General features: G+C 56.8%; 19 protein-coding genes and 1 pseudogene. 16 read left to right on the forward strand and 4 right to left on the reverse strand.

Features of this window, described 5'->3' with window-relative positions:
• The 7 genes and pseudogenes from istA to ACZRN6_RS35585 form a co-directional block, all read left to right on the forward strand.
• Positions 1-736: pseudogene (istA, locus tag ACZRN6_RS35555) on the forward strand (IS21-like element ISPst3 family transposase); the annotation flags it as partial.
• A complete protein-coding gene (istB, locus tag ACZRN6_RS35560; RefSeq protein WP_010454871.1) occupies positions 729-1,532 on the forward strand; it encodes an IS21-like element ISPst3 family helper ATPase IstB in 804 nt (267 codons plus the stop codon). The pseudogene istA and the gene istB, both read left to right, overlap by 8 nt.
• A 354-nt stretch (positions 1,533-1,886) precedes the next feature.
• Positions 1,887-3,008: an ISAs1-like element ISPa60 family transposase gene (locus ACZRN6_RS35565; protein WP_010455375.1), complete on the forward strand. Its 1,122-nt coding sequence runs from the start codon at positions 1,887-1,889 to the stop codon at positions 3,006-3,008.
• A gap of 282 nt (positions 3,009-3,290) precedes the next feature.
• Entirely contained in the window at positions 3,291-3,734 is a 444-nt protein-coding gene (gene msrB, locus ACZRN6_RS35570; protein WP_003464965.1) for a peptide-methionine (R)-S-oxide reductase MsrB, read from the forward strand.
• 1 nt (position 3,735) lies between these two features.
• Positions 3,736-4,275 carry a peptide-methionine (S)-S-oxide reductase MsrA gene (gene msrA, locus ACZRN6_RS35575; RefSeq protein ID WP_003464967.1) on the forward strand — a complete coding sequence of 180 codons (540 nt, stop codon included), beginning with the start codon at positions 3,736-3,738 and terminating at the stop codon, positions 4,273-4,275.
• 140 nt (positions 4,276-4,415) lie between these two features.
• The gene (locus ACZRN6_RS35580; RefSeq protein WP_003464969.1) at positions 4,416-5,120 is read left to right on the forward strand and encodes a glutathione S-transferase N-terminal domain-containing protein; all 705 of its coding nucleotides are present in this window, start codon (positions 4,416-4,418) and stop codon (positions 5,118-5,120) included.
• Positions 5,117-6,085 (forward strand): magnesium and cobalt transport protein CorA, encoded by a 969-nt coding sequence (locus tag ACZRN6_RS35585; protein WP_003464971.1) that lies wholly within the window; start codon positions 5,117-5,119, stop codon positions 6,083-6,085. The genes ACZRN6_RS35580 and ACZRN6_RS35585 overlap by 4 nt, the downstream gene beginning before the upstream one ends.
• Before the next feature lie 204 nt (positions 6,086-6,289).
• Here the strand turns inward: ACZRN6_RS35585 and ACZRN6_RS35590 are convergent, their stop codons facing one another.
• Positions 6,290-6,457, reverse strand: a complete 168-nt coding sequence (locus tag ACZRN6_RS35590) for a hypothetical protein (protein ID WP_016487060.1) — start codon at positions 6,455-6,457, stop codon at positions 6,290-6,292.
• Positions 6,458-6,532: 75 nt separating this feature from the next.
• Between ACZRN6_RS35590 and ACZRN6_RS35595 the strand changes: the two genes are divergently transcribed.
• The 3 genes from ACZRN6_RS35595 to ACZRN6_RS35605 all read left to right on the forward strand — a co-directional run bounded on the left by ACZRN6_RS35595 (position 6,533) and on the right by ACZRN6_RS35605 (position 8,402).
• A complete protein-coding gene (locus ACZRN6_RS35595) occupies positions 6,533-7,546 on the forward strand; it encodes a zinc-binding alcohol dehydrogenase family protein (protein ID WP_002118279.1) in 1,014 nt (337 codons plus the stop codon).
• 72 nt (positions 7,547-7,618) lie between these two features.
• Complete coding sequence (locus tag ACZRN6_RS35600) at positions 7,619-8,050, forward strand: GlcG/HbpS family heme-binding protein (RefSeq protein WP_005006001.1); 432 nt, start codon at positions 7,619-7,621, stop codon at positions 8,048-8,050.
• Positions 8,051-8,108: 58 nt separating this feature from the next.
• Positions 8,109-8,402, forward strand: coding sequence for a DUF1330 domain-containing protein (locus ACZRN6_RS35605; RefSeq protein WP_010591688.1), 294 nt, complete (start codon positions 8,109-8,111; stop codon positions 8,400-8,402).
• Between the two features lie 325 nt (positions 8,403-8,727).
• Here the strand turns inward: ACZRN6_RS35605 and ACZRN6_RS35610 are convergent, their stop codons facing one another.
• A complete protein-coding gene (locus ACZRN6_RS35610; RefSeq protein WP_003464979.1) occupies positions 8,728-9,198 on the reverse strand; it encodes a TlpA family protein disulfide reductase in 471 nt (156 codons plus the stop codon).
• Between the two features lie 422 nt (positions 9,199-9,620).
• Here ACZRN6_RS35610 and ACZRN6_RS35615 point away from each other — a divergent pair, with 422 nt between their 5' ends.
• From ACZRN6_RS35615 to ACZRN6_RS35635, 5 genes are all read left to right on the forward strand, one after another.
• Complete coding sequence (locus ACZRN6_RS35615; RefSeq protein WP_002118288.1) at positions 9,621-10,268, forward strand: sulfite oxidase-like oxidoreductase; 648 nt, start codon at positions 9,621-9,623, stop codon at positions 10,266-10,268.
• Entirely contained in the window at positions 10,261-11,007 is a 747-nt protein-coding gene (locus tag ACZRN6_RS35620) for a ferredoxin reductase (protein WP_002118292.1), read from the forward strand. The genes ACZRN6_RS35615 and ACZRN6_RS35620 overlap by 8 nt, the downstream gene beginning before the upstream one ends.
• A 453-nt stretch (positions 11,008-11,460) precedes the next feature.
• Positions 11,461-11,733 carry a glutaredoxin 3 gene (gene grxC, locus ACZRN6_RS35625; protein ID WP_005005995.1) on the forward strand — a complete coding sequence of 91 codons (273 nt, stop codon included), beginning with the start codon at positions 11,461-11,463 and terminating at the stop codon, positions 11,731-11,733.
• 67 nt (positions 11,734-11,800) lie between these two features.
• Positions 11,801-12,082, forward strand: coding sequence for a DUF427 domain-containing protein (locus ACZRN6_RS35630; protein ID WP_003464986.1), 282 nt, complete (start codon positions 11,801-11,803; stop codon positions 12,080-12,082).
• A gap of 169 nt (positions 12,083-12,251) precedes the next feature.
• Entirely contained in the window at positions 12,252-12,518 is a 267-nt protein-coding gene (locus tag ACZRN6_RS35635; RefSeq protein ID WP_094988470.1) for a hypothetical protein, read from the forward strand.
• Positions 12,519-13,378: 860 nt separating this feature from the next.
• Here the strand turns inward: ACZRN6_RS35635 and sdhC are convergent.
• Positions 13,379-13,753 (reverse strand): succinate dehydrogenase, cytochrome b556 subunit, encoded by a 375-nt coding sequence (sdhC, locus tag ACZRN6_RS35640; protein ID WP_005005993.1) that lies wholly within the window; start codon positions 13,751-13,753, stop codon positions 13,379-13,381.
• A gap of 730 nt (positions 13,754-14,483) precedes the next feature.
• Here sdhC and ACZRN6_RS35645 point away from each other — a divergent pair.
• Positions 14,484-15,002 carry a YkgB family protein gene (locus tag ACZRN6_RS35645; protein WP_003464991.1) on the forward strand — a complete coding sequence of 173 codons (519 nt, stop codon included), beginning with the start codon at positions 14,484-14,486 and terminating at the stop codon, positions 15,000-15,002.
• A 29-nt stretch (positions 15,003-15,031) separates the two neighbouring features.
• Here the strand turns inward: ACZRN6_RS35645 and ACZRN6_RS35650 are convergent, their stop codons facing one another.
• Complete coding sequence (locus ACZRN6_RS35650; RefSeq protein WP_003464995.1) at positions 15,032-15,877, reverse strand: AraC family transcriptional regulator; 846 nt, start codon at positions 15,875-15,877, stop codon at positions 15,032-15,034.
• Positions 15,878-16,180: the final 303 nt, after the last annotated feature.

The raw sequence follows: 16,180 nt of genomic DNA on the forward strand, positions 1-16,180 counted from the left end.
GGACTGCCAGTTTCACTCCTTCGAGGAACTCAATGCCTGGCTGGGCCAGCGCTGCCGCGCGCTTTGGAACGAGCTGACGCACCCTCAATACAGCGGGCTGAGTGTGGCCGAAGTGCTGGAGTTGGAGCGCGCTGAACTGATGCCTGTGCCAGCGCCATTCGACGGTTACGTCGAGCGGCCTGCGCGGGTCTCCAGCACCTGCCTGGTCAGCGTCGGGCGCAACCGCTACTCGGTGCCGTGTGAGTATGCGGGTAAGTGGGTCAGCAGCCGTTTGTATCCGACGCGAATCGAGGTGGTGGCTGACGACGCGCTGATCGCCAGCCATGTCCGCTTGCTGGATCGCGACCAGGTCAGCTATGACTGGCAGCACTACCTCCCGCTGATCGAACGCAAGCCCGGTGCGCTGCGCAACGGCGCGCCCTTTGCTGATCTGCCGGCGCCGCTGCGTCAGCTTAAGCACGGTCTGGGGCGTCATGCCGGCGGTGACCGGATCATGGCGCAAGTTCTGGCTGCCGTACCGGTCGCCGGGCTCGATGCGGTGCTGGTGGCTGTTGAGCTGGTACTGGAAAGCGGCAGCCTGAGCGCCGAACACATCCTCAATGTCGTGGCGCGCCTGGCCGCGACCGAACCACCACCCAGCGTCGAAACCCACTTGTCGCTCAAGGAAGCCCCCGTCGCTAACACGGCGCGCTACGACCGCCTGCGTGGCCAGACCGAGGAGATCGGTCATGCGTGATTTGATGGCGGAACTCAAGGAGCTGCGCCTGCACGGCATGGCCACGGCCTGGGCGGAGTTGACTGCGCAGGGTGAGTCGAACACAGCCTCGTCCAAGTGGCTGCTCGAACACCTGCTGGAACAAGAGCACACAGATCGCGCCATGCGCTCGGTGAGCCACCAGATGAACATGGCCAAGCTGCCGATGCACCGCGACCTGGCCGGCTTCGACTTCAGCGCCTCCAGCGCAGACGCTCGTTTGATCAGCGAACTGGCCAGTCTGGCCTTTACCGACACCGCGCAGAACGTGGTGCTGATCGGTGGGCCTGGCACCGGTAAAACCCACCTGGCCACTGCGCTGGCCGTGTCCGGCATCACCCGGCACGGCAAGCGCGTGCGCTTCTACTCCACGGTCGATCTGGTCAATCTGCTGGAGCGCGAAAAGCACGACGGCAAAGCCGGGCGGATCGCCCAAGCTCTGCTGCGCATGGATCTGGTCATCCTCGACGAACTGGGTTATCTGCCCTTCAGCCAGGCCGGCGGTGCGTTGCTGTTTCACCTGCTATCCAAGCTGTACGAACACACCAGCGTGGTGATCACCACCAACCTGAGCTTCGCCGAATGGTCGAGCGTGTTCGGCGACGCCAAGATGACCACCGCCCTGCTGGATCGGCTGACCCACCACTGCCACATCGTCGAAACCGGTAACGAGTCCTATCGCCTGCAACACAGTAGCTTGGCGGCCCAGGCCAAGATCAAATCACGGGAGCGAAAGCGTAAGGGCGGCCAGGAACCGGAGGACGATGAGCCGTTCTGATTTCATGGCGACGACGGCCTGCTACATGGCTGCGTGTGGCAGGTCTTAAACAACTGAACTGGGCTAGCGAAGGAGTGGGGGCAACAGCAGCTGCGCTGGTAGACTTATCCACAGTTGCTGGTAACAAAATCAGCAATCCGCCCTGGGTCAAATTTCAATCGGCAGGGTGGGTCAATTTTCCATCAGCGCCAACACACTAAGCAACCATCAGAAAATTTTGACTGTACGCCAAAAAATTCGCATCTACCAGCATCTAAACAGGCGTTGCAGGGCAATCGCATGAACGCCTGCCGATTTGAATGAGTCCTTTCCCAGCGGGCATCCTGAGCGCCTCTCTACTCAGGATGCCCTGCAATGTCGCATCACATACCAATCTCCGATGTTCTGGTCGCCATCAATGATCCCCGTCAGCAGGGCAAGATTCGTCACGACCTGGTCGAAACACTGGTCGTGGCTATCTGCGGCGTGCTTGCCGGCGCTGACACCTTCATCGAAATCGAACTCTGGGCTGAGCAGCGGCTGGACTGGTTCCGCCGTATTCTGAAACTACCCCACGGCATTCCCTCACACGACACCTTTGGACGGCTATTCAGCCTGATCGATCCAGAGGAGTTCGAGCAGGCCTTCCGCTGTTGGGTTGCGGCGATCCTACCGGCCCTTTCTCCGCAAGTGGTTGCCCTAGACGGCAAGACCAGTCGCCGCTCCGGCAAGAAAAACACGGCCCCGTTGCACCTGGTCAGCGCTTTTGCGGCTGATTCAGGGCTGATTCTCGGGCAGAGGGCGACCTCCCAGAAGTCCAACGAGAAGACCGCCATTCCTGAGCTGCTGGCCACACTGGCGCTTGAGGGCTGCACCGTGACGATCGATGCCATGGGTACCCAGCCGGACATTGCACAGGCCATTCTCGATCGCGGGGCGCACTATCTGCTGGCCATCAAGGGAAACCAGCCGAAGCTGGCCGAAGCGATCGATGACTTCGCTGACACCTTTTTGGACGGCGATCCTGCCCGGGTACCCCATGCGCACTTCGAGCATGTCGAGAAGGACCATGGCCGGCTGGAGGTTCGTCGCTGCCATGTTTTCGACCAACTCCAGTGCCTGCCACAGCCAGAACGCTGGCCAGGACTGCGCACTTTCGTGATGCTGGAGTCCGAGCGGACTGTGGGCAACCAGACCAGCCTGGAGCGCCGTTACTACATCAGCAGTCTTGCTCCGGATGCAGAGCGCATCGCACATGCCATCAGGGCGCACTGGGGCGTGGAGAACCGCGTCCACTGGTGCATGGATGTCATTTTTGGTGACGATCAGATGCGGATCCGAACCGGGCATGCTGCCCACAACATGGCCGTTCTCAAGCAACTTACATTGAATTTGATCCGGTTGGATCCGGTCAAGCGCAAGGGTGGCATCAAGGCACGAAGGCTGATTGCTGCAACCTCTGATGATTATCGGGCTGAACTATTAGGTCTCAGGTGAGCTTCATGCGATTGCCTTGACAGGCGTTGTTGATTATCATAAAACACTGACACTGTATTATATAATCGTGCTTTTGTGTTATTTTTTTAATATTTACTGATTACGTACTTGCTTAACCACTCAGTTGCGCTAGAACTAATAGACGCGAAATTTAAATCTCTAATTTTCCAACACTTAGTAAAACCTCGTTTGCCATCCCACTACCATTGTAGGAGCAAATCAGGAGACATAAAAAATTAGCGGTAGCGTGCCTGGCCCTCTAGATAAGTATTGGAGACTGTAATGAAGTTTGAAAAGTCACAGACAGCAATCGACCACCTGACTCCCGAGCAACACCGAATTACCCAGGAGGCGGGCACCGAAAGGCCCTTCACGGGCGAGTACAACGACAACAAGGAGCCTGGCATCTACGTCGACATAGTGTCGGGAGAGCCACTGTTCGCTTCGACGGACAAGTTCGATTCGGGTACTGGCTGGCCCAGCTTCACCAAGCCGATCGTTTCGGCAAACGTGAACGAGGTGCGGGACAGCGCACACGGCATGGTCCGGACGGAGGTCAGGTCAGTACACGCAGACAGTCATCTCGGCCATGTGTTCCCCGATGGTCCTTCCGACCGCGGCGGTCTGCGGTACTGCATCAACTCAGCGTCCCTTCGCTTCATCCCGCGCGACGAGATGGAGTCCGAGGGATACGGTGAATATCTCGATCAAGTAGAGGAGGCTTAACATGCATCAGCGCGCTGTTCTCGCAGGAGGATGTTTCTGGGGCATGCAGGATCTGATCCGCAAGCGGCCCGGCATCATCTCGACCCGTGTGGGTTACACGGGCGGCGATATTCCGAACGCCACGTATCGTAATCACGGCACGCATGCCGAGGGGATCGAGATTGTCTTCGACCCGACAGTGACGAGCTACCGGAACATCCTGGAATTCTTCTTCCAGATCCACGATCCGACGACGCTGAACCGCCAGGGCAATGATCGTGGGCTCTCCTACCGGTCGGGCATCTATTATGTCGACGAGGAGCAGAAGCGCGTCGCCGAGGATACGATCGCCGATGTGGATGCCTCGGGGCTGTGGGATGGCAAAGTGGTGACCGAGGTCCAGCCGGTCGGCGAGTTCTGGGAGGCCGAGCCCGATCACCAGGATTATCTGGAGAAGCGCCCGGGCGGCTACACCTGCCACTTCGTCCGTCCCGGCTGGGTGCTTCCGAAGCGCCAAAAGGTTGACGACGTACAGCCAGCGGCCGGGACCGCGGCGGAATAGGCTTCACTGCCGTTGCCACTGCGCCGATCCGGTCCGCAATCTTCGTGACCGCGTCGTTCAGCGACGCGGTCATCGAACCCTACTTCAGAGTGACGGCTCGTTCCAGTCAGTCGCCATCGCAACACCAGGATCGCAGATTTATGCCAGACCTCTCGTCCTTTCCGATCACGCAGCGCTGGCCGGCATCTCATCCCGATCGCCTGCAACTCTACGCAGCCCCTACGCCCAATGGCGTCAAGGTCTCGATCATGCTTGAGGAGACTGGCCTGGCGTACGAGCCCCACCTGATCGACATCTCGAACAACGAGTCGAAGGATCCGGCGTTCGTGTCGCTGAACCCGAACGGACGCATACCGGCGATCATCGATCCGGCTGGCCCTGACGGTAGACCCATCGCCTTATGGGAATCCGGTGCGATCCTCCTCTATCTGGCCGACAAGACGGGTCAGTTCATCTCCACCGAACCAGGCCAGCGTTACGAGACCCTAGCGTGGGTGTTCTTTCAGATGTCGGCCATCGGGCCGATGTTCGGTCAGCTCGGCTTCTTCCTGCGATTTGGCGGCAAGGACTATGAGGACAAGCGGCCGCAACAGCGCTTTATCGACGAATCCACGCGTCTGCTGGGGATTCTGGATCGCCGGCTGGAAGGCCGCGACTGGATCGTCGACGACTATTCGATCGCGGACATCGCGACGCTCGGCTGGGTGAATGCGCTGGTGGAATTCTACGCTGCGGGTGACATCCTTGGCCTCAGCAGCTTTTCGAACGTCCGCGCATGGCTTGGACGCGGGCTGGCTCGACCGGCCGTCCAGCGTGGCCTCCACATTCCCGCGAGGCCAGCATGAGCATCATCGCCGCCTATTATTACAACGAAGGCAAGCGAGTTCGCGAAATCGCGCTCGATGAGCACGTCAAGTTGGGCGAGAGTCGCTCGGGCTTCTGCTGGATCGCGCTTAGCGAACCCACCCCCGAGGAACTACTCGCGATCCAAAGGACATATAATCTTCATCCGTTGGCGATCGACAACGCGATGCACCCGCTGTGCCCGCCCAAGCTCGAGGTCTACAACGATGAGTTGTACGTCGTCGCGCAGACCGCCGAGCTGGTCGGCGACCGGATCAGCTACGGCAAGATGGCGATCTTCACCGGTCACAATCACCTTATCACCGTGCGGCACGGCAATGCCGGAGCGCTGGGCAAACTTCGGGAGCAACTCGAGGCATCGCCGACGCAGTTCGGCAAGGGTGTCGACTATGTGCTGCACGCGATCTTGCATCGCGTGGTCGACCAGTATCTGCCCATCTTCGAAATGATCGAGGACGACGTCCTGGCGATGGAGCGACGGTCGCTGCACGATTTCCTCGGGCCAGAAGAGGTGGCGCGAATCTTCGAACTAAGGTCCGAACTCACGCGGTTCCAGCGCACGCTCGGGGCTATGGCCGAGCTGGTGCGAAAGCTCGTTCGCGGCCACTTTCCCTGCATCAGCGCCGAAATGACACCATATTTCCACGACGTCGCGGACCATGTCCACCGCGTGCAGTCCATGGTCGACGGCCTCCTGCTTGTCCTGTCCACGGTCTTTGAGGCCAGCAGCCTTCTTGAAGCGCAAAGGACGGGGGTGATCACCCGCCAGCTGGCGGCTTGGGCGGCAATACTGGCAGTCCCGACGGCGATCGCTGGAATATACGGCATGAACTTTAAGCACATGCCGGAGCTGGACACGGCCTACGGATACTTTGTCGTGCTCGGAGTGATAGCGATATCGTGCGTTTTCCTATTTGTGCGCTTCAAGAAGGCTAAGTGGCTGTGAATACTGCCCATCGTTTTCTTCGCCGTCATCTGACGGTTACAGCGGGCCTTATACGGAAGCTTGTCCAATCCAACTCAAGATGAAGGTGCGTCCATGACATAGCAGCTGACCGACGCTCTACAAGCAGTTCAGTCCTTCATCGCCAAGGGCTAAGACCGCGAATAGCGCGTCAAGGACAGCAATCTCGTCGATCTCGAGCCAGGATCAACCATCGGTCCGTGCGGCATCTGCGTCGACGCGGCGTTTCGCCTCGGAAGCGGTGATGATGGCGATAACGCCTCCACCCTCTACGCGATCACCGATCCGGCGACCGAGCATAAGGGCCTGTTGATCGACGTGTTCGATGAAATCTGCTACCGCGACCCAGTTCAAGAGTCGGGACCTCAATGTAGAAGAAGTTGACTAACGAGCATTCGCGTCATCCGATCAAGCAAGCTGGAGACATTTATGAAAGCCATTGGTTACAAGGTTCCGGGACCCATCGCCGCGGATGCCGCGCTGGTCGACATCAATCTGCCTCGGCCTGTCGCTGCAGGATACGATATCCTGGTTGAGGTGAAGGCCGTCTCGGTCAACCCGGTCGACTACAAGGTCCGCAACAGCACGCCGCCGGCAGATGGCGATTGGAAGGTGCTGGGATGGGATGCCGCCGGGATTGTGCGCGAGGTCGGCCCCGACGTCACGCAGTTCGAGTTAGGCGACGAGGTCTATTATGCCGGATCGATCACACGGCCCGGTACCAATGCGGAGTTCCATCTCGTCGACGCCCGGATTGTCGGTCACAAACCTGCGTCGCTCTCCTGGGCGGAAGCGGCGGCGCTGCCGCTGACGACGTTGACGGCCTGGGAGGCGATGTTCGACCGCCTGGACGTGGCGAAGCCCGTACCCGGTGCGGCGGAGGCGATCCTCATCATCGGTGGCGCGGGCGGGGTTGGGTCGATCGCCGTCCAGATCGCGCGACAGCGCACGGACCTCACCGTCATCGCCACAGCCTCTCGACCGGAAACCCAAGAGTGGGTAAGAGGGCTTGGAGCTCACCACGTCATCGACCATTCTCGTCCGCTCGCGCCACAGATCGCCGAACTCGGCATCGGTGCTCCCGCTTTCGTCTTTTCGACCACACATACCGAGCAACATGTCGCCGACATCGCCGAACTGATCGCCCCACAAGGACGGTTCGGACTGATCGACGATCCCAAGGCATTCGATATCATGGTTTTCAAGCGCAAGGCGGTGTCGATCCACCACGAGCTGATGTTCACGCGGTCGATCTACGGCACGCCCGACATGAATGAGCAGGGCGAGATTCTGGATGCGATGGCAGCGCTGGTTGACGACGGCAAAATCCGCACGACGCTGACCCGGCGACTGTCGCCGATCAATGCCGCCAATCTGAAGACGGTGCATGCACTGATCGAAAGTGGCGCGGCTAAAGGCAAGATCGTCCTCGAAGGCTTCTAACGACCGCGATCGCCAAACATCTTGTCCAACCTCAAAAAGCCGAACGGGTTATGCCCCAGCGATGAGAATCCCATGACCAAATCTATTGCCACCGCCTCGATCAACCGCGAAACCGCAGTCGCCCTCATCGACGCGGCGCTCGCTGCGGCCCGTGCCATCGGCATCCCGGCTGCCGTCGCCGTCGTCGACGCCACCGGTAACCTGCGCGCGTTCGAGCGCACCGACGATGCGCCGTTCCTTACCGTCGATGTTGCCATCGACAAGGCCTGGAGTTCCGCCTCGTTTGGGTTCCCGACCCATGTCTGGAACGACTATGTGACCAACGATCCAAAAGTGGCGCCGCTAGCCTATCGCCCTCGGATGGTCGCTGTCGGCGGCGGTTATCCGATTCTGGAGGATGGGAAGTTGATCGGCGGCATAGGCATCTCCGGAGGCAACTATCAGCAGGATCAGGATGCGTGCGTCGAGGCACTCATGAAAATCGGGTTCCAGTTGCCAGCCTGACGACTGTGAGGCCATCACCGGTGGTAATGGCCAACAGATCCAACCTTTGAGAGGCCTAATGATGGAAGCGTTCGTCGTCTTTACGCGGGAAGAAACCAGCGACCCACATGCACTCGCAACCTATTCTGCAGGCGTCGGACCATCGTTCGATGGTCACGACGTTACCTTTCTCGCCGCTTATGGCGCGATCCAGCATTTGGAGGGGCCGCCCATCGAAGGGGCCGTAATCTTGCGTTTCCCGACGATGCAGGCCGCTCGCGACTGGTATGACAGTCCCGCCTACCAAACCATCGCTGCTCAACGCTTTGCCGGTTCCCGTTACCGCGCCTTTATCATTGAAGGGCGGCGGTGACATACCGACAGAAGCACTTCGGCGCTGACCACGAGGTATCGGCGTGTGAACTCGCATCTTGGGAATCTGTGGGGGGGACCAAGACAGCGGCGCTAGGGGCTCATATCGTCGATCGGATCAGAGAGTTGCTCGGCGAGAATGGGTTATCTATTGCCGAGCTGACGGAGCGGAGCCGCCCTCTCCCAACGGATTGATTCAATCGTTGACGCTCCTCCTATCCGGATCCGGGTTTTCGCACGCTGATCAACAGAGTTACAGCGCGCAACGCCTGTAGTGGGCATCAGGGGATGGGTGGCAATCAGGATGATTGCCCACCTTCCAACGATTAACCTTGCTCAAGTTGCTTCACTAGTCGCTCCGCGTCGAGATGGAAGTCCGAGAAAACAATGCTACCGCCAGCGTCGATAACCGTAAACCACGGAGTTCCTCGTGTGCGGTAGTCTTCCATGAAGGTTGGAAACGGCGAGCCGGTCGGTTGCTCGTCGTGACCGAAAACGATAGGAAGCTCATACTTGAGCTGGTTCACGCGCAACTTCTCGAAGGTATTCTCATGCGTTCCTTCGAAGACGGTCTGGATCACTGCGAACCCCACGTCTTTTGAGCTCAACGCTGCATGCAACTTTTGTAGCGTCGGAAACCCATGCAAATGGCAACCTTGGCACCAATGCTGGAAGGCAAACAAGATTTTCGGGCCGGGCCCGATATCTGACAGTTTGAACGGCGCGATACTTTCCCCATCTTTGCCAATCCATTTTTGCACCCGCAGCTCAGGCGCTTGTCGTTCGATCTCGTTCATCTGATCCTCCAACCCCGATACAGAAGCTTAGTGGATGATCGCGCGTCGCGACGGTGCGCGAACGTCCGACCTTATTTTCCCTATTTCCTGAAGCCAGAATAGATCAGATCGACATTTCGTCCTTAATATACTCAAGCTGCCGGCGAGCGCGAACTGGGCAACCATGCGCTGGTGAGCCTTGAGCTTTGCACGCTGCCCATCCGTTTGAGAGCGAACCTGCAACTTCCGCTCCGCATACCGCAGATCAGCGTACGCAGCCTTGGGGTTATCTACCCTATAGCCATTGGGTATTGGGAATCATGCTGGCCTGACGCTATGTTCGATACGCGATTTTTTACGATGATAGAGCATCTGTATCTGATTTTTAGTCGATTGGCTTATTCGGCGGATGTGCGGGCAAATGCTTTACGCAGAGTACTGAAATGAAGGCCGGCTTCGGTCTGCCGTATCGAGCAAGAGGGGTCACTATGGTCACCAGAGGTTTCACCGGTCGCGGTTCAGGCGACCAGTCCGATCGGATTCCGCCAGGTCAGCATCTGGTGGAGGATTTCCCTGTTCTGTCGGCCGGCCCTACGCCGAGGGTAGAGCCCTCCGACTGGAAATTCACAGTCAAAATTGGTCCGAAGCCCGTCAAAACGTGGAATTGGGGCGAATTCAACACTCTACCAAAGACCCAGGTGACAAAGGATATTCACTGCGTCACCTCTTGGTCCAAACTGGATACCGTTTGGGAGGGTGTACTCATTGAAGACATCCTTGCAGATGCAGAGCTTGATCGGCCTACCGATTTCGTCTTGGCGCACTGCTACGATAATTATTCGACAAACGTCCCTCTGACGGATCTGCTTTCCGGGAAAGCGATGGTCGCCCTCAGTTATGCGGGCAAGCCACTTTCCCGCGATCATGGGGGGCCGGCGCGTCTTCTAGTGCCGCACCTTTACTTCTGGAAATCCGCCAAATGGGTGAATGCGCTGCAATTCACGACGCGTGACGAGGCCGGCTTTTGGGAGCTGCACGGCTATCACATCTACGGCGATCCGTGGCGCGAACAACGATACACCCATGACTGAAAACGAAGCGCAAGTCCGTTCGTGGCAATCATGCGTGATCGACGACATCATCCAGCAAACACCGAGTATCAAGAGCTTCTTCCTTCGGTTGAGCAAGCCGTTCGCGCACACCGCAGGTCAGCACGTCGATATCCGGCTGACCGCGCCCGACGGCTACAGTGCAATGCGCAGCTACTCGATCGCGTCATCGGCAGTTTCGACCCCGATCGTCGAGATAGCTATCGAGCGCATGCCGGATGCCGAAGTTTCGCCGTTTTTTCACGACATCGCGGCGATTGGTGACGAAATCGAAGTTCGCGGTCCGCTCGGTGGCCATTTCCTTTGGCCTGAGCCTGCCATAGATCCGGTTCTGTTGATCGGGGGAGGCTCCGGCCTCGTGCCGTTGATGGCAATGATCCGGCAGCGCCGCGCATTGGCCCAAGCCGTTCCGACAGCGTTGCTCCTGTCCGCACGAACCGCCGAGGACGTTCTCTTCTCAGAAGAACTTCATTGCATCGAAATCAGCGATCCGGCGTTCGTCCTGGCGCTCGCGATTACGCGCGAGAAACCGGTTCGCGCATCGGACTTTGCGCGACGGATCGACGGCATGATGGTCCAAGAAATTCTAACCAGGCTTCAGGGAAAGCCGACGCAAGTGTTCGTCTGCGGGTCTAACGGATTCGTCAACATCGCAACCGATAGCGCGCTGCTGGCGGGCTTGGACGCCTCCATCATCAAGACGGAGCGCTACGGGGGCTAGCGGCGCGAGCTATCTCACGTCGCGCCGATCGTAGACGTGCGCCCTGGGAAGCTTTGGCGATCAACGTGAACCGTTTTGCCGAACACAGTCTTCGTACCCCCCGGCCTCTAGAACGCCTTCGCTCGCGATACCTGGCTCGACATCAAGCTCAATTTGAAAGTTCCTGCACTATCCGTCGTCCTGATATGCTCGACCAGCATGATGGGCGATTCGAGCGGGACCGCTTCCGTCCCAATCGAGGCTCGGTTACCTTAGAGCATCGGCTCGGCGCTACAGGAGGCGCGTGCGGCCTCTGCCTGGCGGTGAAAGCACTTTGGGCCATGTCGCCTGGATAGCGGCCAATCGTCAGCATCTGCTCCGATGTCGGCCAAGGTGCAGTCGCCATCTTTGAACGCCGCGAATTGGAGATCAACGCCATGACAGCGATCCGCGTGCAACTGCCGGAGATGCAATATGACAACTGATGTATTGCTGTACACCACGAATTGGTGCCCGTTCTGCCGCCGAGCGAAGGCGCTCCTCAAGGAAAAGGGCGTGCGATGGAAGGAGCTCGATATTGAGGCGGATCCGGCTCACCGGCAGGCCATGGCGGAAGCGTCGGGGCGAAGCTCCGTGCCGCAGATCTTCATCAATGGCACCCTTATCGGTGGCTCCGATGAGCTATTCGCGCTCGATGTCAGAGGCGAGCTCGACAAACTTCTCGGGCGCAACCCGCCTGCCACCTGAGGAGGTGCGGCTTGGGGCAGCCAGCCCGCGAGCCTTCGCCGGTTGATGAATACAAAAGGAGAGTCCGTTGGTCTCAGCCATCTGGAAAGACACTACTATCGCCACAAGCGACGAAACAGTCATCGTCGAGGGAAATCACTACTTCCCACCGTCAGGAGTCGACCTGAGCCTGCTTGAGATGAGCCCGCACACATCTGTCTGTCCGATCAAAGGCGCCGCGCGCTTCTTTCATGTTCGCGCGGGTGACGCGCTCAACGTGAACGCCGCTTGGACCTATCCCGCCCCCACTCCGGATGCCGAGGGTATCCGGGATTACATCGCTTTCTGGAAAGGCGTGGACGTTGCCTAGCAGACTGGACGGACGACTTCGCTGATAGCCATGCGGGCGCCGACATCTCAATTATCCTGCCCACCCCGGGCCTCGTCGGCTGCAGGAATCTGCCCGGCACCTTAGCGCGACCCGGCACTGGCGGTCTCGCACCCGCCGCGCCTCTGTTCTATCAATAAGGATGGATGACATGGAGCATTCCGAGTTCGATGCCGCTTTCGCGAAGCTTGCGGAGGGATACAGAGAAGGGACTTATGAAGGCCGGCGTTTCAGCTTGATCGTCCGGCGATCTGGGGACGGACGTCGCAACAGTCTGTTCGCCAGGGAGTTGGACGGGACTGACATTGTCAGCTTCAACCTCTTCCGCGTTACATCAGATAGGACATTTTTGAAGCCGTGCGAAATGTCCGCCGAAAAGGTCGTAGCGTTCGTGCTGGAGTTCCGACCGGACACCTGACGGGCAGAAGAAGATCCCGGCCAACCGGCGCGCCTGCGACGGCCGGCTATCTAAGGCTGCGCAAGCCTATAGCCGCAGCTCATTGCACTTCGTCTGGCGAGGAATTCAACATCGATACGTCGCCATCCGCGGGGATATCGGTACAGGCGCCCGTGTAAGCCAGATTGAGAAATCCTAAGCGATGACTAACACCAATGACGCCACCCTTCCGACACATTCTATTCTTGAGGAATGCACAGCGATGGCTGTCGTCAACGCTCTGAAGATTATTCTGAAGAACAGCTACGCGATCTACCTTAAGACAAAAAATGCCACTCGGGCGCATCCCGCCCCTACTTCAGGGACTTTCACTTGCTTCTCGCTCTGTCACTCACAGCATCGGCACGCCCATGACGCATGGTATCCAGGCCTCATAATTTTCCCATATAACCTTCTTGTCTTTTGCGCACCCAGAAAGACTCGAGGCTTTAACTGGACAGATGAGCCCTCGAGGGTAGTGTTCACCTGATTGGCTTTCTCATATCTGATGTTGATTCGCACAGTGTGCCAACCAGGTGATAGTTTCAAAAAACCTGCGCTTCAGAGCGAATTAGACGATCTTCGATAAGAGCGATCCGCCTCAAAATCCAAAACATCTAACATTGTCCTAGAGCCATATTTGTACCTAGTACTATGGCGCTCCCATTAACACATTTGATGATGCACAGAAAACTTAGCTCATGATAGCTTTCAGCTAACAGCTATTCGGAAGCCCGAAAGGATTCAACCGTTTAAGCGTGAACCGTCGATTATAAATACTTTCGTAAGTTAGCTTTAAAGGACGCTTTTAGTCCTTGTAAATACGCATTACGACTCCACAGCTACCAAATCCATACGGCGCCAGCAACCATTAAAACACCCGACACTACTAAAACAATAGTAGAGGCGCGATTGCTGCCTTTCAAAGTATGACCAACACCCACATCCATAACTAGGTGTCGAATTCCGGCTACGAGATGATAAATAAATGAAGAGTATACCAACCAGAAACTAACTTTGCCGAAAGGTGAAGAAAAAATCTCCTTGACTTCATTAAAACCCTTTTCTGACTCCAACGATTTGCTCAGCATATACAGTATCAGTCCCAGAAAAATAAAGAGCATAATTCCTGAAATCCGGTGCAGAATCGATGTAAGCGCCGTGAGAGGAAGCTGAATGGTTCGAATATCAAGATTAACCGGCCGCTTTTTATTCATTTTGACTCCAGTCAACAATTCTAGTGGGGGATTTCAGTTTTCGATCTCATTCATCATAGCAGCTGTAACTAAGGCTGGCGGCGACAATAATGGAGATATTCGGGGCTTACGTTGCATTTTGAGGTCGCAAGTGCATGTGCGTAAATTGAAGCAAATTGCAAGGTTATGCCCAATAGGTAGCTAGCTTATTAATTTAACAAAAGTGACGTGTGTCGTTCTGCAGGGCATGCTGTTCCCCAACCCTGGAAAACCTATCCTCTTTAACACGTCAAAGTCGATTGATAGGCTTGCTGCAACAGCTATCTGCCCGGTTGAAGTCGAAGATCGATGTATCTGTAGGGTTTGGAAATAAATGCGGGCGCCCACCGCACTCACGGCTCAGTTACCATTCTTTGTGCATCGCGGCCGCGCGGCTAGTTGGTAGCTGTTCTAAGCCTAGTCAGTGCCGCCCTTCGCCCCAAGCCCCATAGTCAGATTTGAGAAATGACAGTAGGCGATGCCGCAACGCGCTTCATCGACCTATGTAAAACGACTCCTTTATCGAAATAGTGCACTCATCGCTCTCCACGGCGATCCCTTCATCGCGAATTGCACCGCCCAAGACGATCTGCACTGAAATCAATACTTTCTGATGCCTCTTGATTAGAGATGCCAGCCATAATCATCTCATCGCCAACGCATACGGCGTTCGGCAGCCAACACACTCTCACTCACTACTGGAAGCTCAGACATGAAAACCATAGGCATTGAAAACTCGAAGTCCAGCGTACAGGCCCACTTAACGCTTGGAACCAAAACTATGGGGCTAGGTATCTATGGCGCGTACTTGGCTCTCGCTATTATTTACTTCTGGTTCGGCGGCATGAAATTTACCCACTACGAGGCCGAGGGCCTGGTTCCACTGGTGAGCAACAGCCCGCTTTTGGGATGGGTGTATAGCATTTTTTCGGTCGACATGTTCTCCAGCCTGCTCGGCATACTAGAGATTTCGATCGGCACTCTGATCGCAGGCCGCATGCTGTCGCCCAAACTATCCGTGGTAGGAGGCGCTCTGTCTGCAGGCCTGTTCTTCACAACCCTTAGCTTTATGTTTTCCACTCCGGGCGTCATTGAGCCTAGTTTAGGGTTTCCGGCGATTTCCGTTGCGCCAGGTCAGTTTCTGCTTAAAGACTTAGGGTTGCTTGCTGTTTCGATATTTGTGGCAGGCCATTCGCTGGTTGAACTGGAAAAACGTAAAATTAATGCATAATTTTTTCAATGGCTTAAGGCAGTAATGCCTTAGGCCTTTTTGCCATCATTTTCCCCCGCCAGATCTTTCAACCAGTCACGAGGGCTCAACCCCGTCTTGCGTCTAAATGCGCGAGACAGCGCCGAAGGACTTTCGTAGCCGACTTGAGCTGCAATCAGCGTAATCGAGCGCCCTTCTCGCATCAGCTTCTGAGCCAGGCTAACTCGCCAACTCAACAAATAATCAGCAGGCGTCTGTCCGATGACACTCTTGAAATGCACGGCATACGCAGCGCGTGACATATTTGACTCACTGGCCAGCTCTGCTATTGACCAGGCATGTTCCGGGGAGTTGTGCATCTGTAAAAGCGATCGGGCAAGCCGCATGTCGGCCAGTCCAGCCATCATTCCGGTGCGCAACTGGTGATGATCGAGCAGGTAACGGAGCAACAGAATGATTAGGAGCTCAAATAAGCGCTCAAGCGCGGCTTCCCTTCCACAATGCACATTTGCCGCCTCGGCAAACATCCACTCCAACGTGTCTGCCAGCATGGGCAGATCATCGAGTGCGAGCACCAAACAGTCCGGTAATGAAGCCGACAAAGGATTATCAATTCCGCCCTCAAACTCCATGGAAGCACACAACAACTTTGCGCCATCGGACTCACCCGCAAACAATTGATGCTTGGCGGGGCGTGGCATAAAAATCAAGCTAGGGCGAGTGAGCTGCAAATCCTTGCGATCGGGACCAAGCAACGTCACGCTGCCGGCCTGAAGCAGATGGATATAACCTCGCCGCTCGGCGCCATCGTAAGATGCAGAGCCGCATAGGTCGCCGTCATAGAACAGATTGGCCCGCACGCCGAACCGCGAGAGCAAATTAGACAAACGATCCATTGGCCGATCCTTGACGAGTCAGAACGCACAGACCATACCATCTGCGTTGTCGTTCAGTGCCTGTAGCGAACATGCCGGCGTAAATCAGCCAACGGATAAAGTGATCACTGAGCAGCTCAGCCTCCCTTTCCAGTTCGGCTGTTAAAAAAACAACACCGTTGTTTGAAAGCACCAGCAAATCAAGTGCTCACTCTTCTATTTTACGGGGTTGTACGCCGGAATCCCAGAAATTTCCGTCAGCCCAGCTCCAGTCCCGCCACGAGCGCATCCAGGTCGATGAACTTGCCGTCAGTCTGGAAGGTG

The organism is Pseudomonas sp. A125 (genome assembly GCF_055409485.1).